General features: G+C 73.9%; 15 protein-coding genes. 6 read left to right on the top strand and 9 right to left on the bottom strand.

Translation table 11 applies throughout. From position 1 onward, the window contains the following. Positions 1 to 64 precede the first annotated feature (64 nt). Entirely contained in the window at positions 65 to 787 is a 723-nt protein-coding gene (npdG, locus tag ACZ6Y1_RS16455) for an NADPH-dependent F420 reductase (RefSeq protein ID WP_469628946.1), read from the top strand. Positions 788 to 811: 24 nt separating this feature from the next. Here npdG and ACZ6Y1_RS16450 read toward each other — a convergent pair whose 3' ends face one another. Beyond that, positions 812 to 2,875: a TerD family protein gene (locus ACZ6Y1_RS16450; protein WP_469628944.1), complete on the bottom strand. Its 2,064-nt coding sequence runs from the start codon at positions 2,873 to 2,875 to the stop codon at positions 812 to 814. A gap of 188 nt (positions 2,876 to 3,063) precedes the next feature. Between ACZ6Y1_RS16450 and ACZ6Y1_RS16445 the strand changes: the two genes are divergently transcribed. After that, complete coding sequence (locus ACZ6Y1_RS16445; RefSeq protein ID WP_469628941.1) at positions 3,064 to 3,246, top strand: hypothetical protein; 183 nt, start codon at positions 3,064 to 3,066, stop codon at positions 3,244 to 3,246. Position 3,247: 1 nt separating this feature from the next. Here the strand turns inward: ACZ6Y1_RS16445 and ACZ6Y1_RS16440 are convergent, their stop codons facing one another. Continuing rightward, a complete protein-coding gene (locus ACZ6Y1_RS16440) occupies positions 3,248 to 4,045 on the bottom strand; it encodes a site-2 protease family protein (protein WP_469628938.1) in 798 nt (265 codons plus the stop codon). A 73-nt stretch (positions 4,046 to 4,118) separates the two neighbouring features. Here ACZ6Y1_RS16440 and ACZ6Y1_RS16435 point away from each other — a divergent pair, with 73 nt between their 5' ends. Then, positions 4,119 to 7,802, top strand: a complete 3,684-nt coding sequence (locus tag ACZ6Y1_RS16435; protein WP_469628935.1) for an AfsR/SARP family transcriptional regulator — start codon at positions 4,119 to 4,121, stop codon at positions 7,800 to 7,802. Between the two features lie 59 nt (positions 7,803 to 7,861). On the opposite strand, the gene ACZ6Y1_RS16430 is transcribed toward ACZ6Y1_RS16435, so the two are convergent. The 3 genes from ACZ6Y1_RS16430 to panB all read right to left on the bottom strand — a co-directional run bounded on the left by ACZ6Y1_RS16430 (position 7,862) and on the right by panB (position 10,723). Then, positions 7,862 to 8,716, bottom strand: a complete 855-nt coding sequence (locus ACZ6Y1_RS16430) for an ABC transporter permease (protein WP_469628932.1) — start codon at positions 8,714 to 8,716, stop codon at positions 7,862 to 7,864. Further along, entirely contained in the window at positions 8,713 to 9,723 is a 1,011-nt protein-coding gene (locus ACZ6Y1_RS16425; RefSeq protein WP_469628930.1) for an ATP-binding cassette domain-containing protein, read from the bottom strand. The genes ACZ6Y1_RS16430 and ACZ6Y1_RS16425 overlap by 4 nt, the downstream gene beginning before the upstream one ends. A 130-nt stretch (positions 9,724 to 9,853) precedes the next feature. Continuing rightward, positions 9,854 to 10,723, bottom strand: coding sequence for a 3-methyl-2-oxobutanoate hydroxymethyltransferase (gene panB / locus ACZ6Y1_RS16420; protein WP_469628928.1), 870 nt, complete (start codon positions 10,721 to 10,723; stop codon positions 9,854 to 9,856). A 298-nt stretch (positions 10,724 to 11,021) separates the two neighbouring features. Between panB and ACZ6Y1_RS16415 the strand changes: the two genes are divergently transcribed. Next, positions 11,022 to 12,047, top strand: coding sequence for an endonuclease/exonuclease/phosphatase family protein (locus ACZ6Y1_RS16415; protein ID WP_469628925.1), 1,026 nt, complete (start codon positions 11,022 to 11,024; stop codon positions 12,045 to 12,047). 150 nt (positions 12,048 to 12,197) lie between these two features. Here the strand turns inward: ACZ6Y1_RS16415 and ACZ6Y1_RS16410 are convergent, their stop codons facing one another. The 3 genes from ACZ6Y1_RS16410 to ACZ6Y1_RS16400 form a co-directional block, all read right to left on the bottom strand. Continuing rightward, complete coding sequence (locus tag ACZ6Y1_RS16410) at positions 12,198 to 13,952, bottom strand: NAD+ synthase (RefSeq protein ID WP_469628922.1); 1,755 nt, start codon at positions 13,950 to 13,952, stop codon at positions 12,198 to 12,200. A gap of 119 nt (positions 13,953 to 14,071) precedes the next feature. Continuing rightward, the gene (locus ACZ6Y1_RS16405) at positions 14,072 to 15,409 is read right to left on the bottom strand and encodes a DUF4352 domain-containing protein (RefSeq protein WP_469628919.1); all 1,338 of its coding nucleotides are present in this window, start codon (positions 15,407 to 15,409) and stop codon (positions 14,072 to 14,074) included. A 103-nt stretch (positions 15,410 to 15,512) separates the two neighbouring features. Further along, a complete protein-coding gene (locus ACZ6Y1_RS16400; protein WP_469628916.1) occupies positions 15,513 to 17,153 on the bottom strand; it encodes a multicopper oxidase family protein in 1,641 nt (546 codons plus the stop codon). Between the two features lie 759 nt (positions 17,154 to 17,912). On the opposite strand from ACZ6Y1_RS16400, the gene ACZ6Y1_RS16395 reads away from it, so the two are divergent. Both ACZ6Y1_RS16395 and ACZ6Y1_RS16390 read left to right on the top strand, forming a co-directional pair. Then, on the top strand, positions 17,913 to 18,566 hold the full coding sequence (locus ACZ6Y1_RS16395) for a DUF998 domain-containing protein (protein ID WP_469629129.1): 654 nt from the start codon (positions 17,913 to 17,915) through the stop codon (positions 18,564 to 18,566). Next, positions 18,563 to 19,477 carry an alpha/beta fold hydrolase gene (locus tag ACZ6Y1_RS16390; protein ID WP_469628913.1) on the top strand — a complete coding sequence of 305 codons (915 nt, stop codon included), beginning with the start codon at positions 18,563 to 18,565 and terminating at the stop codon, positions 19,475 to 19,477. Before ACZ6Y1_RS16395 ends, ACZ6Y1_RS16390 begins: the two co-directional genes overlap by 4 nt. Here ACZ6Y1_RS16390 and ACZ6Y1_RS16385 read toward each other — a convergent pair. Then, entirely contained in the window at positions 19,462 to 19,881 is a 420-nt protein-coding gene (locus tag ACZ6Y1_RS16385; RefSeq protein WP_469628909.1) for a CBS domain-containing protein, read from the bottom strand. The two genes, ACZ6Y1_RS16390 and ACZ6Y1_RS16385, sit on opposite strands and share 16 nt — an antisense overlap. Positions 19,882 to 19,915: the final 34 nt, after the last annotated feature.

The following is a 19,915-nucleotide window of genomic DNA, read 5'->3' as shown; positions in this document are numbered from 1 at the left end:
TCCCACCCGTTCCTCCCCCTTCCAGGCCTTCGACTGTCGCCTACTCGGCAGTACCCTCGCCCCCATGACTTCCTCGACTTCCTCGACTTCCTCAGACAACACGCAGAAGCCGCCGGCCAAGGACCCCTGGGAGCTCCCGGACGTCTCCGGCCTCGTCGTCGGCGTCCTCGGCGGCACCGGCGACCAGGGGCGCGGCCTCGCCTACCGGCTCGCCCGGGCCGGCCAGAAGGTGATCATCGGCTCCCGGGCCGCCGACCGCGCGCGGACCGCGGCCGAGGAACTGGGCCTCGGCGTCGAGGGGGCCGACAACGCCGAATGCGCGCGCCGCAGCGACATCGTCATCGTCGCCGTGCCGTGGGAGGGACACGCCAAGACCCTCGAAGCCCTGCGCGAGGACCTCGCGGGCAAGCTCGTCGTCGACTGCGTCAACCCGCTCGGCTTCGACAAGCAGGGCGCTTACGCCCTCCAGGTCGAGGAGGGCAGCGCCGCCCAGCAGGCCGCCGCGCTGCTCCCGGACTCCCGGGTCACCGCCGCCTTCCACCACCTCTCGGCGGTCCTCCTCCAGGACGAGACCATCGACGAGATCGACACCGACGTGATGGTCCTCGGCGAATCCCGCGCCGACACGGACGTGGTCCAGGCCCTCGCCGCCCGCATCCCGGGCATGCGCGGCGTCTTCGCGGGCCGCCTGCGCAACGCCCACCAGGTCGAATCCCTGGTGGCGAACCTGATCTCGACGAACCGCCGCTACAAGGCCCACGCGGGCCTCCGCCTCACGGACGTCTGACCGGCGCGGTCCGGCCCGCCGGGCTCAGCCCCGGCGGCCCGGGCGCGCGTCGGCCGAGCCCAGGTGCGCCACCACGCCCTGGTAGAAGCGGTCCACGGCATCGTCGACGCTGCGGATGAACCCGGATTCCGTGTTGCCGCGGCTGGCGCCCATGCCCTTGATCAAGGTGAGCCGGAAACCGGTGAGCGGGGCCCCGTCCTTCGGCAGCAGATCGCCCGGCTCCGGACGCAGCCGCTCCAGGGTGCCGCGCGGCCCGTTCCCTTCGGCGACGAGGCTCTGCACGTGCAGGTCCGCCGGCGCCTCGGCCAGCAGCCGCAGCAGCCGCTTGACGACGACGAGGGGGTACGAGCCCTCCGGCGCGGGGACGTCCACGGACGTGCGCACCTTCCCGGTCCGCAGATCGGCGATGACGGCGATGACGCTGCTGGTGCCCTCGATGCGCAGTTCGGCGGAGAGACGGCCGTCCGCGCACAGCTGCTCCGCCGCCGCGACCCGGCGGGCCTGCGCGTCGCAGCCTCGGCGGGTGCGCTGCACGGGCAGGGCCTTCTGTCCGAGTTCCCCGCCCAGGCGCAGGCAGACCTGGCGGACGAGCCGTTCCCAGCTTTCCACGACCTCGACGGCGCGGGCGTCACCGAGGCCGAGGGTCTCGTCCTCGATGCCGTTGCGGACCGGTACCCAGGCGGGGCCCATGTTCTGGAACCCGTGGCAGCCGGAGTTCTCGTGCTGGAGGTACTCCAGGAGCTCCTGGAGGAGCCAGGCGTGGGCGGCGTTGCCCACGCCCTCGTGGCGGATCAGCATCTGCGCCTGGTGCGCCACCTCGGCCCACGACAGGTGCCACAGGCCCACCTTGTGCTTGCGCCGTCCGTCGATCTTGATGTCGACCATCGCGGCCCCTTCGAGGGCCACGTCGTTCGACAGGGTGATCACGGCCTCGTAGCCGCGGCGCGCCGCGATGTCCATGTACGCCTGAACCTGCTCGGCCTTGAGCGGGTTGCCGTTGGTCTTCGTCTCCACGAGCGCCGTCCAGAGCTTCCCCGCGCGCTCCACGCGGATCACCCCGTCCGGCCGCTTCGGGGTGTCGCCGTGCGGCAGGGACACTTCGGTGAAGGTCTGCATCCGGCCGGCCGGCGCGCCGAACGCGGCGGTGAGGCGGCGGCCGAACTCCGGCACCTGTGCCATGACGGACAGCAGCACGGAGGTCGCCCGGACCTCGCGTTCCCTGTCGCTCTTGAGGGTGGGGACCGGGAACAGCCGGGCGGGCCGCCAGGTGTCGTTCTCCGCCAGGGACTTCTTGGCCACTCTGGGCAGAGTGATCTTCTTCTTGGTCGTGCGCGGGGCGCGGCCGCGGGTCTGCGAGGGCACGACGGCGGTGGGCTCGGCGGCGCCGGGCTCGCCGGGGGAGCCGGGCCCGCCCGGTCCGGCGGGCGCGACCTCGGCAGCTTCGGTGACCGCGGCCGCCGGGGCTCCTGCCTCTCCGGCCCCCGCGAGGGCGCCGGCTTCCTCGGCCTCGCCGGCCTCCGCGAGCGCTTCCGGTTCCTCCGCCTCCTCCAAGACGGTGATGCCGAAGTCCGTGGCCAGGCCCGCCAGACCCGTCTCGTAGCCCTGCCCCACGGCGCGGAACTTCCACTCCTCGCCCCTCCGGTACAGCTCGCCGAAGATGAAGGCGGTCTCCACGCCCGCGTCCCCGATGGAGAACCCCACCAGCGGCTCGCCAGAGCGGTCCGCGACGGTCATCCGCAGGTCGTCGAGGTCGCCGAAGGACGCGCCGCCGTACTGGCTGGCCGCGACCACGATGCGGGTGACGTCCAGTGGCACCGCCGTCAGGTCCACGCCGATGCGGTCCTCGTCGCCGTTCTCGGTCGGCGTCTTGCCCAGGAGCTGCACGCTCCCATCGGCCGCGGCGGGATTGTTGTAGAAGTAGAAGTCGTTCTCGCTGCGGACCTTGCCGTTCTCGTCCAGCAGGAGCACCGACACGTCGGCGTCCCCGGCCCCGGTGGCACTGCTCCAGCTCAGACTCACGACGACCGAACCGGCGTCCTCGCTGAGGGCGGTCAGACTGACGTTCGCGCCCTTGACGATCTCTTGCATGTGTTTCCCCCCGGCTCAGCGTGTACCGGCGAACCGTAAACGCCGCGCCGTGCGGAGAATCGCGTAAGGAAGAATTTGACCGGATGTGATCCCTCGCGCTGTCCGCCCCGTCCTTACGGGAGCACTGCGGGGCATGGGGGACACTGGGGGGGCTCGACCGCCTTCAGTGTTCCCGAGGAGTTCTCCCCATGCCCCGCCTTGCCGTCTTCGCCGTCGTCGTCTGCGTCCTCGCGACCGCCGCGGCCGTCGTCGCCTTCGTCCAGGGCAGCTTCATCGGGATCGTGTGGGTGCTGCTCGCCGGTCTCACGTCCAACATGGCCTGGTACTACCAGCGCAAGGCCAAGGCCGAGAAGGCCGCGCGCAGCTCGTAGCTCAGCCCGTGACCGTGCACAGGCCGTTGGTGTCCTGCCAGAAGCGGTAGAGGTCGCGGCCGCAGTACGTCTCCAGGTCCGAGACGCCGAGCCCGGACAGCACGCCGCTCACCGCGTCGAAGAAGACGGCGTTGACCTCCGGGATCCACAGGAGGGCGAAGACGGCGATCAGGCCGAACGGCGCCAGCGGTTCCACCTGGCGGCGGACGCCGTACGAGAGCCACGGTTCGATGATTCCGTAGCCGTCCAGGCCCGGTACCGGCAGGAGGTTCAGGATCGCCGCCGAGACCTGGAGGAGGGCGAGGAAGGCGAGCGCGAAGCGGAAGGGCCACGGGACGCCTTCGAGGGCGTCCAGCCAGAACGGGGCCGTGCACACGACGGCGAAGGCCACGTTGGCCAGCGGGCCCGCCGCCGAGATGAGGCTGTGCTTCCAGCGGCCGCGGATCCGGCCGCGCTCGATGTACACCGCGCCGCCGGGCAGGCCCAGGCCGCCCATGATCACGAACAGCACCGGCAGGATGATGCTCAGCAGGGCGTGCGTGTACTTGAGCGGGTTCAGCGTCAGGTAGCCCTTGGCCCCGACCGTCAGGTCCCCGCCGTGCAGGGCGGTGCGGGCGTGCGCGTACTCGTGCAGGCAGAGGGAGACGATCCACGCCGAGGTCACGAAGAGGAAGACGGCGAGACCGGTGCTCGCCGCGTACTGGGTCCACACCGCCCAGCCGGTGACCGCCATGACCGCGACGATGCCGAGGAACACGGAACTGATGCGCCGCTCGTCGCGGCTGCCCTGATGACCCATGCGGCGAAACCTATCCCGGGGGCCGTACGGAAATGGAGTCGGGGCCCGGGGCCGGTACGGGGACAATGGGCCGGTGCATTACGCGATCCTCGGCACCACCCAGGCCATCCGCGGCGACGGGACCCCCGTCGCCGTCGGCGGAGCGCGCCTGCGGGCGCTGCTGACCGCGCTCGCGCTGCGGCCGGGGCGGGTGGTGCCGGCGCACCTCCTGGTCGACCAGGTGTGGGACGGCGACCCGCCGGCCGATGCCGTGGCCGCCCTGCAGGCCCTGGTCGCGCGGCTGCGGAGGGCGCTGGGGCACGGGGCCGTGCGCTCCGCGGACGGCGGCTACCAGCTGGCCGCCGAGCGGGAGGACGTCGACCTTTACCGCTTCGAGCGGCTCGCCCGGGGCGGGGAAGGGGCGCTGGCCGCGGGGGACGCCGCCGAGGCCGCCGCCCTGTACGACGAGGCCCTCGCCCTGTGGCGCGGCCCCGCCCTCACGGACCTGCCCGACCCGGCCGCCGAGGCAGCGCGCTGGGAGGCCGTACGGTCCGACGCGCGCCGGGGCCGGCTCGCCGCGGCCCTCGCCCTGGGCCGGGCCGAGCAGGCGCTGCCGGAGCTGACCGCCCTGTGCGCGCGGCAGCCGCTGGACGAACCGCTCCAGGCCCTGCGGATCCGCGCCCTGCGCGACGCGGGCCGCCCGGCGGAGGCGCTGGCCGCCTACGACGCGGTGCGCAGGGAGCTCGCCGACCGCCTGGGCGCGGACCCGGGCCCGGTGCTGCGCGCCCTGCACGCCGAACTCCTGTCGCCGCCGCAGGTCTGGCCGGCGGCCGCCGCCGGTGCCCCGGCCTGGTCCGGGGCACCGGCGTCGACCCCGGGCGGCCCCGCCGCCCAGGCCCCGTACCCCGGTCCCGGCGCGCCCGGGCATCCGGACCACACCCGGTCCGGGGCCCAGCCCCCGGGCGGCGGAGGTCCCGGGGCTGCGCCCCGGACCTCCGCCGCCGCGGGAGCCGGGCATCCGGCCCATCCGGCCCATCCGGCCCATCCGGGCCGGGCGCAGGGCGCCGCAGGTGCCGTCGGCGGGTCCGGAGTGCGGGCCCCGGCCGGCGCTGCGGCCGGACCCGCCGGCGGGCCGGGCGGGTACCCGTACGCCGGGCATCCGGCGCACCCGGAGCAGGCGCCCGCCGGGGCCGCTGACGGGCAGGGCGGGGACCCGTATCCCGGCCCCGGCAGCGGCCCGTACCCAGCCCCCCGCCAGGGGAACCTGCGGGCCCGGCTGACCACCTTCGTCGGCCGGGAGGACGACATCGCGGTCATCGGGGACGACCTCGCGCGGGCCCGGCTCGTCACCCTGCTCGGGCCCGGCGGGGCCGGGAAGACGCGGCTGTCGCAGGAGGCCGCCGAGGCGCATGCCGTCAGCGGGCACTGGCCCGACGGGGTGTGGCTCGTGGAGCTGGCCCCGGTGGACGATCCGGAGGACGTCGCCGAGGCCGCGCTCGCCGCGCTCGGCGCCCGCGAGACCAAGCTGCGCGGCGCCGCCACCGAGGAACTGCGGGTGCTGACCGACCGCCACGGCGACGACCCCCTCGACCGGCTCGCCGAGCACTGCGCGCGGCGCCGGCTCCTGCTGCTGCTCGACAACTGCGAGCACGTCGTCGACGCCGCCGCCCGGCTCGCCGAGGAGCTCCTCGCCCGCTGCCCCGGCGTGCAGATCCTCGCCACCAGCCGCGAACCCCTCGGCGTACCCGGGGAGACCCTGCGGCCCGTCGAGCCGCTGCCCGACCCGGTCGCCCTGCGGCTGCTCGGCGACCGGGGCGCCGCCGCCCGGCCAGGGTTCCGTGCCGAGGACGATCCGGCCGCCGCCGCGGAGATCTGCCGCCGCCTCGACGGACTGCCGCTCGCCATCGAGCTCGCCGCCGCCCGCCTGCGGCTGCTGACGCCCCGCCAGATCGCCGACCGCCTCGACGACCGCTTCCGCCTCCTGACCAGCGGCGCCCGTACCGTGCTGCCCCGCCAGCAGACCCTGCGCGCCGTCGTCGACTGGTCCTGGGAGCTGCTGGACGAACCCGAGCGCACGGTGCTGCGCCGGCTCTCCGTCTTCGCGGGCGGCTGCGACCTCGCCGCCGCCGAGGACGTCTGCGCGGACCCCTCGTACGAGGTCGCGGACGTCCTCGGCTCCCTCGTCGACAAGTCCCTCGTCGTGGCGGCCCCCGGACCCGACGGTTCCGCCATGCGCTACCGGCTGCTGGAGACCGTGGGCGAGTACGCCGCCGAGCAGCTCACCGGGGCCGGCTCCGACCGCGCGGACACCGAGCGCCGCCACCTCGTCCACTACCGCGAACTGGCCCGCACCTCCGAGCCGCTGCTGCGCGGCCGCGGCCAGCGCGCGGCCGCCGACCGGCTCGCCTCCGAGTACGAGAACCTGCGCACCGCCCTGCGCCGGGCCGTGGCCGCCCGGGACGCCGACGAGGTGCTGTGCCTCGTCCACTCCCTCGGCTGGTACTGGCACATGCACGACCTGCGCGCCGAGTCCCGGCACTGGGCCGAGGCCGCCGCGGCCCTCGGGCCCGATCCCTTCACGCCGCCCTTCGTACCCGCCGAGCCCGTGTACGAGCGGCTCGTGGACAGCCCGCCCCCGTACAGCGGCGAGCTGCTCGCCGAGGCCTGGCGGGCGGTGCACCTGGTCCGGCTCGCGGCCCGCGACCAGACCAACGAGAACTGGAACACCCCCGAGGTGCGGGCCCTGGTCGAGGGCGTGATCGCCGTCTACCGGCCCGGACTCCCGCAGACCTGCCGGACCCCCGCCTCCCTCTGGATCTACGCGGTCATGATCCTGGGGGACCCGGGGATGCTCAAACGGGTCGTCGACGAGACCGTCGACGCCGCCCGCGAACTCGGCTACCGCTGGGAGCTCGGCTCAGCCCTCCAACTGCGCGCCAACGTCCTCGCCAACCGCGCCGACTGGGCCGGTGACGCCTCCCGCGACGCCGAGGAGAGCCTGGCCGTCTTCCGGGAGCTCGGCGACGACTGGGGCTGCGCCGAGGCGCTGTCCGCCCGGGCCGAGGCCCGCGAGAAGCGCGGCCGGTACGACCTCGCCACCCAGGACTACCGGGCGGCGATCGGGCACGCCGAACGGCTCGGGGCCAAGGCCCAGGTGACGGTGCTGCGGGTGCGCATGGCGGGGAACCTCGCCGAGATGGGCCGCCTGGAGGAGGCCGAGGCCATGCTCTCCGGGATCGTCGCCGCCGTGCAGGACTACGGCAACGAGGCCATGCCCGCCGCCCGGATGTTCCTCGCCGGCGTCCTCGGCCGCACCGGCCGCAGGGACGAGGCCCGCGTGCAGCTCCAGACGCTGCGCGACGAGTTCGCCTTCGGCGCGTACGCGCTCTTCGACGGCTTCCTGCTCGGCACGATGGCGTGGCTGGACAACGAGGACGGCCGCCACGAGGAGGCGCTCGACCGGCTCCGGCAGGCCCTGGCCGCGGTGCAGGACCCGCTCGCCGCGATGGTCGCCCCGCAGATGCAGGCCGTCTACCTGATGACCGCGGCCCTCTCCCTGGCCTCGCTCGGCGGCCCGCGGCGGGCGTACGACGCGGCCCGGCTGCTCGGCGCGTACCGGACGCACCTGCCGCCCGCGCACGTCCCCGTCACCACGGAACGCGCGGACGCCGCCCGTGCCGAGGAGCTGGCGCGGGCGGCTCTGGGTGACGCCGCGTACGAGGCGGCGTACGCCGAGGGCGGCGGCCTCACCGTGGAGGAGGCCGCCGCCCTGGTCTGACCCGGCCCCCGGTCAGGGGCCCGTCCGGGACGCGATCCGAACGGACCGGCCGACCCGGGTCAGGTCTTCTGGCGGAACTTGCGGACCGCGAGGGGCATGGTGACCGCCGTGATGGCGAGCGACCAGCCCAGCGTCATCCACACGGAGTCGCCCACGGGAGTGCCGTTGATCAGGGCGCGCGCCGCGTCGGCGAGGTTCGACAGCGGGTTGTAGTCGGTGAAGGACTGCAGCCAGCCCGGCATGGTGGTCGGCGGGGCGAAGATCGAGCTGCCGAACTGCAGCGGCATCAGGACCAGCATCGCCATGCCCTGGACCGCCTGCGCCGTCTTCATGGTGAGACCGAGCAGGATGAAGATCCACATCAGCGAGGCGCCGAACACGGCGGACAGGCCGATGGAGCAGAAGAGGTCCAGCACCGAGCCCTTGATGGACAGGCCCAGGATGAAGCCCACGGTGAGCAGGATCGCGATGGCGACCAGCATCCGGCCGACCTCGACGACGATCTTCGCGAGGAGCACGGAGGACCGGGCGATCGGCATGGACCGGAAGCGGTCCATGACGCCCTTCTTGAAGTCGTCGTTGACGCCGGTGCCGACCGCCATCGAGATGTTCATGCCCATCATGGCCATCAGGCCCGGGATGACGTAGTTGACGTACGCCTCCTGGTTGCCCTTGCCGGAGATCGCACCGCCGAAGACGAACACGAAGAGCAGGGTGAAGATGATCGGCATGAGCACGGCGTCGAACATCGACTCCGGGTCCTGCTTGATCTGCAGCGCGTTGCGGCGCACGAGCGCGCCGATGTGGCGCAGGTTGGCCCGCAGGCCGATCCGGCCCTCCCCGGGCGGGGCGCCCGCACCGGCCGCCGGGGCGGCCGCGGTGTCGGCGGGCTTCGTCGTGGTTACGGTGCTCATGCCGCGACCTCCTCGGTCTGCTCGGTCGTCTCGATGGTGGGCTTCTGGCCGGTGATCGACAGGAACACCTCGTCCAGGCTGGGCAGGTACGTGCCGAGGTCGGCGATCGCGTACCCGCGGGCGGCCAGCAGGCCGACGACCGCGGTCAGCTGCTCGTCGCTCAGGATCGGGACCAGCAGGACGCCCTCGTCCGGGACGGCCTGCGTGCCCGCCACCCCGTCCAGACCGGCCTCGGCCAGCGAACGGGCCATGCCCGGCAGGTCGGAGGCGTCGACGGGACGGATCCTCAGGGTGCGGCCGCCGACGCGGGCCTTCAGTTCGTCGACCTTGCCGTTGGCGATGACCTTGCCGCGGTCGATGACCGTCAGTTCGCTCGCGAGCTGCTCGGCCTCCTCCATGTACTGGGTGGTGAGCAGCACGGTGGCCCCCTCGGCGACCATCCGCTGCACCTCGTCCCACACCTCGTTGCGGGTGCGGGGGTCCAGACCGGTGGTCGGCTCGTCCAGGTACAGCACAGCCGGGCGGCCGATCATGGAGGCGGCCAGGTCGAGCCGCCGGCGCATGCCGCCGGAGTAGTGCATCGCGGCCTTCTTGGCGGCCTCGGTGAGCGAGAAGCGCTCCAGCAGCTCGTCGGCGCGGGACCGGGCGTCCTTGCGGGACAGGTCCAGCAGCCGGCCGATCATGTAGAGGTTCTCCCAGCCGGACAGCTTCTCGTCGACCGAGGCGTACTGGCCGGTGAGGCCGATGGTGCGGCGCAGCTGCCGCGGCTGGCGGACCACGTCGTAACCCGCGACCGTCGCCGTGCCGGCGTCCGGGGTGATCAGGGTGGACAGGCAACGGACCAGGGTGGTCTTGCCGGCGCCGTTCGGTCCGAGGACCCCGAGGACGGTGCCCTCGCGGACGTCCAGGTCGACCCCGTCGAGCGCCTTGGTGTCGCCGTAGTGCTTCACCAGCCCCCGCACTTCGACGGCGTTGGTGTTCTTGTCGTTTCGCGTCATGTCCACCATGGGACCAGGCGTCACTGACAAAGCACCGACAGCCGACCGACAGCCGACCGACGGGCGGCCGACAGACGGCCGACAGGCAGCAGGCCGCCCGCCGACGAGGTGTCGGCGGGCGGCCGGCCCGGACCGTCCGTCAGTGGAAGGCGTGCTCCGCCTGCGGGAACGTTCCGCCGACCACGTCCTCGGCGAAGGCCTTCGCCGCGTCGTTCATGGTCTGCCGCAGGTTCGCGTACTGCTTGACGAACTTCGGCATCCTCCCGCCGGTCAGGCCCATCATGTCGGTCCACACCAGCACCTGTGCGTCGCACTCCGCGCCCGCGCCGATGCCGACCGTCGGGATGTGCAGGGACCGGGTGACCTCGGCGGCCAGCTCGGCCGGGACCAGCTCCAGCACCACCGCGAACGCGCCCGCGTCCTGAGCGGCCTTCGCGTCGCGCAGCAGCTGGTGCGCGGCCTCGTCGCCGCGGCCCTGGACCCGGTAGCCCATGGCGTTGACGGACTGCGGGGTCAGCCCGAGGTGGGACATGACGGGGATGCCCGACTGCACGATCAGCTCGGTCTGGGCCAGCGAGCGCTCGCCGCCCTCCAGCTTCACCGCTCCCACTCCGGCCTCCTTCATGAGGCGGGTGGCGCTGCGCAGTGCCTGGACGGGACCCTCCTGGTAGGACCCGAACGGCATGTCGCCGACGACGAGTGCCCTGCTCGTACCGCGTACGACGGCGGCCGACAGCATCGTCATCTGGTCCATGGTCACCGGAACCGTGGTGTCGTAGCCCAGGTGGCAGTTGCCCATGGAGTCGCCGACGAGGATCACCGGGATCCCGGCCTCGTCGAAGACGGAGGCGGTCATCGCGTCGTAGGCGGTGAGCATGGGCCACTTCTCGCCGCGTTCCTTGGCGAGGGTCAGGTCGCGGACGGTGATGCGCCGGGTGCCCGTGCCTCCGTACAGGGTGGGCGAGGCCGCGGATGCGGGTTCGCGGGCAGGCGAAACGGCGTGCGTCATTGCAACTGCTCCTTGTGTCATCTCGAGGCGCCCTTACGGCGTCCCCGGACTCACCCACCATGGTGGCATCCGCGTGGCCCAGGGCGGAAGTGCTGCGCGGAGTGCGCCGGGCGCGCAGGATGCAATGTGCGCGTTTCGTGACAAGCGGAAGCAAGCGGAACCCATGCCGCACGGCCGTTCGTCCTCCGGGACGTACGGCCGCTCCGAGCGGTCGTGACGTAGGACACGGAAGGCTCCGGTCATCGCCTAGGGTCAAGGGGCGGGAACGGAGCGCGAGCACGGCAGTGAGGGCAGTGGCATGGCACAGGCGTACATGACGGAGTCGGGGAACGGCGGCTCGGAGCCCGAGCCCTCCGCCTCCCGCTTCCGGCGCCGGCTGGCCGAACTGCGCAGAGACCCCGGAATCTGGCGGCGCGGCCTGGTGCTGGCCGCGATCGCGGTGCTGATCTGCCTGGTCATGGTGTTCCACGCGGAGCTCCCCAACGACGTGGGCAACCTCGGCAGCCTCACCGAGACCTTCCTGCCCTGGCTGGGACTGGCCGTCCCGCTGCTGCTGATCGGGGCGGTCGTGCGGAAGTCCGCGACCGCGCTGATCGCGATACTGCTGACGGCCGCGGTCTGGGTGAACGTCTTCGGCGGTCTGGTCACCGACAAGTCCGGCCCCGGCGGCAACCTCGTCGTCGCCACCCACAACGTCGACGCCGACAACAAGGACCCGCGCGGCACCGCCGAATCGATCGCGAAGTCCGGGGCCGACGTCCTGGCCCTGACCGAACTCAAGGGGAGCGTCGTCCCCGTCTACGAGAAGGCCCTGGCGGGCACGTACAAGTACCACTCGGTCGAGGGCACCGTCGGGGTGTGGAGCAAGTACCCGCTGTCCGCCAGCCGGCCGGTGGACATCAAGCTGGGCTGGACCCGCGCCATGCGCGTCACCGTCGACACCGCCCAGGGACAGGTGGCCGTCTTCGTCGCCCACCTGCCCTCCGTCCGGGTCAAGCTGAACGCCGGCTTCACCGCCAACCAGCGCGACAACAGCGCCGACGCACTGGGCGCCGCGCTCGCCGCGGAACCTCTGAGGAAGGCCATCCTGCTCGGAGACCTCAACGGCACCATGAACGACCGCTCGCTGTCCGAGGTCACCTCGCAGATGCGCTCCACGCAGGGCGCGGCGGGCGACGGGTTCGGCTTCAGCTGGCCGGCCCAGTTCCCGATGGCCCGGATCGACCAGATCATGGTCCGCGGGATCGAACCCGAGGCGTCCTGGACCCTGCCGCGCACGGGCAGCGACCACCTCCCGGTCGCGGCGCGGGTGACGGTCCCGTAGCCGCGCGGGCAGCCGCCTGAGCGGGCGCATCCGCGCCGGGCGCCGGTGCCGTCCCGGCGCGGGACGCCGGAGGCCCGCCCGGCAGGAGTGAGGAGGGGGCTCGCCGCCGATGCGGCGGAGCCCCCTTACCGCGTGCGCCGAGCGCAGCGGCTACGCGTGCTCGCGCCAGCCGTTCGTGATGGGCAGCCGGCGGTCCTTGCCGAAGCCCTTCGCGGAGATCTTCGTGCCCGGCGGGTACTGGCGGCGCTTGTACTCCGCCATGTCCACCATCCGCAGGGTCCTGGCCACCAGCTCCCGGTCGAAGCCGGCCGCCACGATCGCCTCGATGCCCTGGTCGCGGTCCACGTACAGTGCCAGGATCGCGTCGAGCACCGGGTAGTCCGGCAGGGAGTCCGTGTCCACCTGCCCCGGGCGCAGTTCGGCGCTCGGCGGCTTCGCGATCGAGTTCTCCGGGATCGGCGGGGTCTCACCGCGCTCGGCGGCGGCCCGGTTGCGGTACCGCGCCAGGCGGAAGACATCGGACTTGTACACGTCCTTGATCGGGCCGTACGCGCCCACCGAGTCCCCGTACAGGGTGGAGTAGCCGACGGCCAGCTCCGACTTGTTCCCCGGGGCCAGCACGATGTGGCCCTCCTGGTTGGAGACCGCCATCAGCATCGTGCCGCGCAGCCGGGACTGGAGGTTCTCCTCCGCCAGGCCGGTCAGGCCCAGCGCGCCCATGTACGCGTCGAACATCGGCTCGATCGACACGGTCCGGAAGTTCAGGCCGGTCCGGGCGGCCAGGTCGGCGGCGTCGCCCCGGGAGTGCTCCGAGGAGTACTTCGAGGGCATCGAGATGCCGTACACGTTCTGCGCGCCGATCGCGTCGCAGGCGATGGCGGCGACCAGGGCCGAGTCGATACCGCCGGAGAGCCCGATCAGGACGGAACGGAAGCCGTTCTTCCTGACGTAGGCGCGCAGGCCCACCACCAGCGCGTCGTAGATCTCCTCGTCGTCGTCGAGCCGGTCGGCGTATCCGCCGGTGACGACCGCCTCGGGCGCCTCCGCGGGCTCCTCGGAGAGGATCACGCGGTCGATGCGCAGCCCGTCGTCGACCACGCCCTCGGGGGCGTCGGCCCGCGCGGCGGGCAGGTCGAGGTCGATCAGCACGCAGCCCTCGGAGAACTGCGGGGCGCGGGCGAGGACTTCGCCGTCGGCCCCGACGACGATCGAGTCGCCGTCGAAGACCAGCTCGTCCTGGCCGCCCATCATGGCCAGGTAGGCGAGGGTGCAGCCGGCCTCCTGGGCGCGCTTGCGCACCAGTTCGAGGCGGAGGTCGTCCTTGTTGCGCTCGTACGGGGAGGCGTTGACCGAGATCAGCAGCCCGGCCCCGGCGGAGTGGGTGGCCGGGACCCGGCCGCCCTCCTGCCAGAGGTCCTCGCAGATGGCCAGGGCCACGTCGACGCCGTGCACCCGGATCACGGGCTGGGTGTCGCCCGGCACGAAGTACCGGAACTCGTCGAACACGCCGTAGTTGGGGAGGTGGTGCTTGGCGAAGCGGAGCACGACCTCGCCGCGGTGCAGGACCGCCGCCGCGTTCTCCGGGGAACCGGCCGGGCGGCCCAGCCGGGGCGTGGCCTTCTCGGTGCGGTCGAGGTAGCCGACGACGACGGGGAGCTCCCCGAGGCCCTCGTCCGCGAGTCGGGCCGCCAGATCGCGCAGGGCGGTGCGGGAGGCCTCGACGAAGGACTCGCGCAGGGCGAGGTCCTCGACGGGGTACCCGGTCAGCATCATCTCCGGGAACGCCACCAGGTGGGCGCCCTGCTCGGCGGAGTGCCGGGTCCAGTGGACGACCGAGTCGGCGTTGGCGGTGATGTTGCCGACGTGCGAGTCGATCTGATTCAGAGCGAGGCGTAGTTGAGGCACGGGACCCAGTCTAATCGTCTTTCTGACGCGATGTCCTGGGTCCCGTGTGTTTCCGCGGTTGAGAGCCTCGGCGCGACGCTTCGGCTCAGCGCTTCGGCTCAGCGCTTCGGCGCGGCGCCTCAGCCGACGGGGCCGGTGTACTTCACGGAGGGGAGGAGTCCCGGGGAGATGTCCGCGGTGATGTTCTCGGTGCCGTCGGGCAGGTCGAAGGCCACGACGCCGCTGGCGGACTGGCCGGGCATGATGGAGCCCCTGATCACCTTCGGCACGCCGGCGCTGCCGTCGTAGATCACCTTGGCGGTCCCGCCCTGCTCGTCGCGGACGCTGGGCATGGGGAAGAGGACCTCGTACGGCTCCGCCGAGCCGTTGGTGACGGTGACCGTGATCTGGATCGGGTTCTTGGACTCGCGGGCGATGACGCCCTTCGGCTCGTACTCCTTCGGCGCCGACAGGCTCACCTTCACGCCGTTGTCGTACGTGAAGGTCTCGCCGAAGGCCAGCGGGCTGGTCAGGCCGGGGACCTGGGAGGGCTTCGCCGGCCTCGGCGGGGCCGAGGCCGAGGGCGGCCGGCTGGGGAGGAGATCGTCCAGCCGTTCGCGCTGCTGCCGGCGTTCCTGCGCCCGGCGGTCGGCGGCCCCGTCGAAGACGAGGGCGGTGAGGAACAGGCCGCCGACCGAGGCGGCGAGGGCGAGCACGCCGAGGACGGTGCCGACGATGGACAGCGTCTTCTGGGGGGCGCCCCTGGAGGCGCGGACGACGGCGCCGATGCCGAGGCCGATGGCGGTCAGGCCGAGGATGAAGCCGAGCCAGAAGAGGAGGGGCACCAGGCCGATGAGGATGCCGAGGCCGCCGACGATCGCCGCGGAGACGGCCAGGCCGTTGCTGGTGGCGGTGCCGGCCTGCGCGTACGTCGGGTAGCCGGGCCCGCCGTATGCGACTCCGCCGTATCCGACTCCGCCGTACCCGGAACCGCCGTGCTGGGCCCACGGGTTGGCGGGGACGCCGGGGGCCGCGGGCGCGCCGAAGCCGGGGCCCGCCGGGGGAGCGGGCGCGGGCACGAGCGGGGCGAACGACGAGGCGGGTCCCTGCGGGGCGGCGGCCGGGGTCTGCTCCGGCGACGGGCCGGGGGCCGGGGTCTGCTCCGGCGAGGGTGCCGTGGTGGGGGGTTTCTGCAGGGACGGGCCGGGGGCCGGGGTCTGCTCGGGTGTGGGCGCCGTGGCGGGGGGCTTCTGCAGGGAGAGGGCGGCCGGGGGCTGCTCGGCAGGGGGTGCCGTGGTGGGGGGTTTCTGCAGGGACGGGCTGGGGGCCGGGGTGTTTTCGGGGGACGGGTCCGCGGCCGGGGACGGGGCCGGCTGCGGGGGCTTCCGCGGGGACGGTGACGGCTGCGCGGCCGCCTCGGGTATGGGCGTTCCGGCCGGTTCGGTCGGGGTGGCGGACGGGTTCGGCGGGGTGCTCATACGGGCTGAGGCGTCCTTTTGTTCGTCGCGTCTCGTGTCGTGATCGGCACAAGCCTGCCACGGCGCCGCCGCCACCCCGCCGCCATTTCCCGGCGGGCGGAACTCAGCGTTCGTAGCCGAGGACCGTCATCATCCCGGACTCCGAGTGGTACACGTTGTGGCAGTGCAGCATCCACAGCCCGGGGTTGTCCGCGTCGAAGTCCACCGTCAGCCGGCCGCCCGACAGGATGATCGCGGTGTCCTTGCGGGCGCCCGCGCCACCTCCCAGGGCGTACGTGTGCCCGTGCAGGTGGACCGGATGCCACATCGGCGTCTGGTTCCTGAACTCCAGCCGCACCCGCTCGCCCGCCTTCACCGGATGCCGCTGCTCGGGGGTGAACGGGGCGCCGTCGAAGGCCCAGTTGAAGCGGGTCATCGTGCCGGTCAGCCGGAGCGAGAGCGTCCGGTCCGGGGTGCGCGCCGGCAGCGCCACCGACCCGGCGGCCCTGAGCCGGTCCGCCAGTAGCGGAGTGGTGGCGAGCTCGGCCGGCCGCGTCGCGGCGGTGGGCGCCGTCCCCGACCCGGTGCGCAGCACGGCGAGCGCGGACGCCGACTCGCCCTTGCCCTCGGCCAGCGCGGTGAGCGGGAAGACCCCGTCCTGCGCGGTGACGAGCACGTCGTACCGCTCGCCCATGCCCAGCAGCAGGCAGCCGGTCTTCGCGGTCTCCACCGGGTATCCGTCGGTGTGGGTGACCGTCAGCTCGTGGCCGCCGAGGGCGATGCGGAACGGCGTGTCCCCGCCCGCGTTGATGATGCGCAGCCGGATGCGGTCCCCGGGCCGGGCGGTGAAGACGGACGGGTCGTCCGCCGCCCTGCCGTTGATGAGGTAGTACGGGTACGCGACGTTGCCCACGTCCTTGCCGAGGACGTCGCTCTCGCCGAGCTTTCGGAGGCGCGAGGGGCCGGTGCCCACGCCACCGGACGGAGAGCCGGACGGAGAGCCGGACGGAGAGCCGGACGGCGGGGCGGCGGGTGTCGTGCCGTGGCCCGCGTGGCCGCCCGTGGACTGGCCGCTCGCGCCGCGGAGCTGGGCGAGCACGGCGTCGGGGGTGGAGCCGTCCACCCCGTCGAGCCAGTCGTCCAGGACCACCACCCACTCCTTGTCGTACGAGAGGGGCTCCTTCGGGTCCTCCACGATCAGCGGCGCGTACAGCCCGCGGTCCTGCTGGACGCCGGTGTGCGGGTGGAACAGGTACGTCCCCGGCGTCGGTACGGCGAACCTGTACGTGAAGGAGCCGCCCGGGGCGATGTCCCGCTGGGTCACCCCGGGGACCCCGTCCATGTCGTTGCGCATCGCCAGGCCGTGGCAGTGCAGGGAGGTGGCCTCGGGGAGGTTGTTGGCGAGGGTCAGGGAGAGCGTGCCGCCCGCGGTGGCCCGTACCTCCGGGCCGGGGACCTGGTCGCCGTACGTCCACGAGCGGAAGACGTGCCCGCCGCCGAGGTCGACGGAGGTGGCGGCGGCGGTGATCCTGACCTCGGTGAGCGGTCCGGTGGCGTTGCGGGCGGCCTCGGCGGCCTGCACCTCGGGGCCGGCCGGGTCGACGTAGTCGGCGGGGGCGGCGGCCCCCGCGGCGGCGCGGTTCGCGCCGTCGGTCCCGGCGACGCCGCGGTCCGTGGCGGTGCGGGCGCAGGCGGGGAGCAGCCCGGATCCGGCGAAGGCGGCGGAGGCGCCGAGGACGGCGCGACGGGAGGGAAGAGAGCGCACGGAAGTACCTCGTGGGTGTGGTGTGGGGGGAGGGGCGGGCATGTCGGCGGCCGCCCGGTCGCCCCGGGGTGCGGGCATGCCGGGGCGACGGCGCGGCGCGGTCCTCCGCTCGGGCGCGCGGGGCGGCCGGCCGGGCGGTTCGCGGGGTCGGTGAGGTCAGCGGGTCAGCCCGGTTCGCCGGGCGATGGCGGGTCGGGTCCTGCGCGGGGCCGGACCGGCACGCGGGCCGCGCCCCCGAGCGGCGCGGTATCGCAGGAGCCGGCCGGTCCGCCGCCGGGGGGCGGTGCGGCGGGCCCGGTGAGCACGGTGGGGCAGTCGGACCCGGGGTCGGCCCGGGTGCCGCCGGGCCCACCGTCCGTGGGCGGGCCGGGCGGGCCGGGTGGTCCGGGCGGGCCGGACGGGCCCGGCGAGGCAACGGAGTGCGCGGCGGGTGCGTCCTCCGAGGCGTGGGACTCAGTCGGACGGCTCAGGGCGTTCATGGTCACGATGCCCAGCAGGAGCGTGACGAGCAGCAGCGGCCGGGGCCACGGGGCAGCTCGCTGGGCTCTGCTCGTCATGCCGGGGACCCTACCCCGGGTGGGTATCCGATCCCTGGAACGAACCCCGGATCTGCATAGGATTAGTCACACTATGTCCACCAATGGCCCCCCTCCGCGCCCTCGGGCCGACTCCGCGCCCGGCTCCGTGCCCGGCCCCACGCCGGGCTCCTCGTTCCGCACGGCCGGGCGGACCTGGCCGCCGGCCTCTCCGGTGGCCGTCCTGGTGGGCCTCGGCGCCGCGGCCTACACCGCCTGGGTGCTCGAAGTCGTCCTCTCCACCGGCCTCAACCCCATCGAGACGTACGTGAGCGAGCTCGCCGCCCAGGACCGCCCCCTCGGCGGCCTCTTCAGGGCCACCGACTTCTGCGCCGGTCTGCTCGCCTTCGCCGGAGGGCTGCTCGCGCTGGTGCGGCTGCTGCGCGGGATCGAGCCCCGCCGCCCGTGGGCGGTCGCCGGCTGGGCCGGGGTGACCCTTTTCGGGGCGGCCACCGCCGCCGACGCCTGGCTGCCGCTGAGCTGCACGCCGACCGTGGACCCGGTGTGCGCGGCCCGGGAGACCGCGGGGCTCGTCCCGGCCACCCATCAGGCCCACGCGGTCAGCAGCAGCCTCGCGATGACCGGCGCACTCGTCGGCATCGTGGCCCTGACCGTCGCCGCCCGGCGCTACGGGCGGCTCGCGCCGCTGGCCCGCCACGGCCCGCTGCTCGTCGTCCTGGAACTGCTCGCCACCGCGTGGACCCTGACGGCCATCGCCCTGTTCGAGGCAGGCCGCGGCACCTGGGCCCTGGGCGCCGGGCAGCGGCTCCAGGTGCTGCTCGTGGCGCTCTGGCTGGGCCTGCTCGCCCGCTCCGTGTACCAGGAGCGCCGCACGTGAGCGGCGCGCGGGGCGCCGCGCGAGTCCACGGCCCCGGCGCTCCGGGACGTTTCGTACGGGTGGACGGCGTCCCGCTGCACGTGCTGGTCGAGGGCCGGGGGCCGGTGTGCGTGCTCAGTGCCGGGCTGGCCATGGCCTGGTTCGACTGGGACGAGGTCGCCGCGCTGCTCGTCGCCGCGGGCCGCACCGTCGTCCGCTTCGACCGCCCCGGCCACGGCCTCAGCGCCCCGGCCTGCGAGCCGGCGACCGCCGCGGGCGAGGCCCACCGCGTCGCGGGTCTCCTGGACGCCCTGGGCCCGGTCGGCGCCGGCGCTGTCACCGTCGTCGGGCATTCCATCGCCGGGTTCCACGCCGAGGCCTTCGCACGGCTCCACCCCGGGCGGACCGCCGCCCTGGTGCTGGTCGACTCCAGCGTCGAGGAGGCTCCGCGTGCCCTGCTGCCCGCGGCGCTGCGCACCGGCGCGGCCAGGGGCCTCGGGCGGGTGGTGACCGCGGCCGGGGTGCCCGCCGCACTTGGTCCGGCCGCCCGGCGGGCCGTCGTACGGGCGTCCCGGACCGGCGGGGCCGATCCCGCCGCGCGGGACCTCGTACGGCGCTGCTACCGCACCGGCCGGGTCTGGCGGGGGGCGCTGCTGGAGAACTCCCTCTACCCCGAAGCCGCCGCAGAGGTCCTGGCCCTGCGCGCGACGCACCCGCTGACCGCGCCCGCCACCGTCCTCGCCGGCCACGGCGGCGGCACGGGCCGCGGCGCCCTGCGCTGGCTCGCCCGACAGGCGGAGCTCGCCGGCCGGCTCGGCGCCCGTTTCGAGGTCGCCGAGCCCGCCGGACACCTGGTCATGCTGGACCGCCCGGACCAGGTGGCCCGGGCGGTCCTGGAGTCCCCGGCGGGGCCGGATCAGCCTCGGGCGTAGACCTTCTCCGCCCAGCCGGCTATCTGTTCCTCCGAGAGGTGCTTGGCCAGGTCCGCCTCGCTGATCATGCCGACCAGCTTCTTGTCCCTGATCACGGGGAGCCGGCGGATCTGGTGGCTCTGCATCTCCTCCAGCACCTCGGAGACGTCGGCGTTCGCGTCGATCCAGCGCGGTGTGCCCTGCGCCATCTCACCTGCGGTGACCTTCGAGGGGTCGTGCCCCTTGGCCACACAGCCGACCACGATGTCGCGGTCGGTCAGAATGCCGCAGAGCCGTTCCGTCCTGTCGCTGATGGGCAGCGCGCCCACGTTGAGGCGGGCCATCAGCTCGGCGGCCCGGTCCAGGGTCTCGGTGGCGGGGATCCACTGGGCCCCGGCGTGCATGATCTCTCCGGCGGTCGTCATCGCGTAAACCTCCCAAGCGCCGTGTGCGGCAGGG

This window comes from Streptomyces sp. NPDC053432 (assembly GCF_055585365.1).
This window is presented reverse-complemented; position numbering and strand designations above follow the sequence as displayed.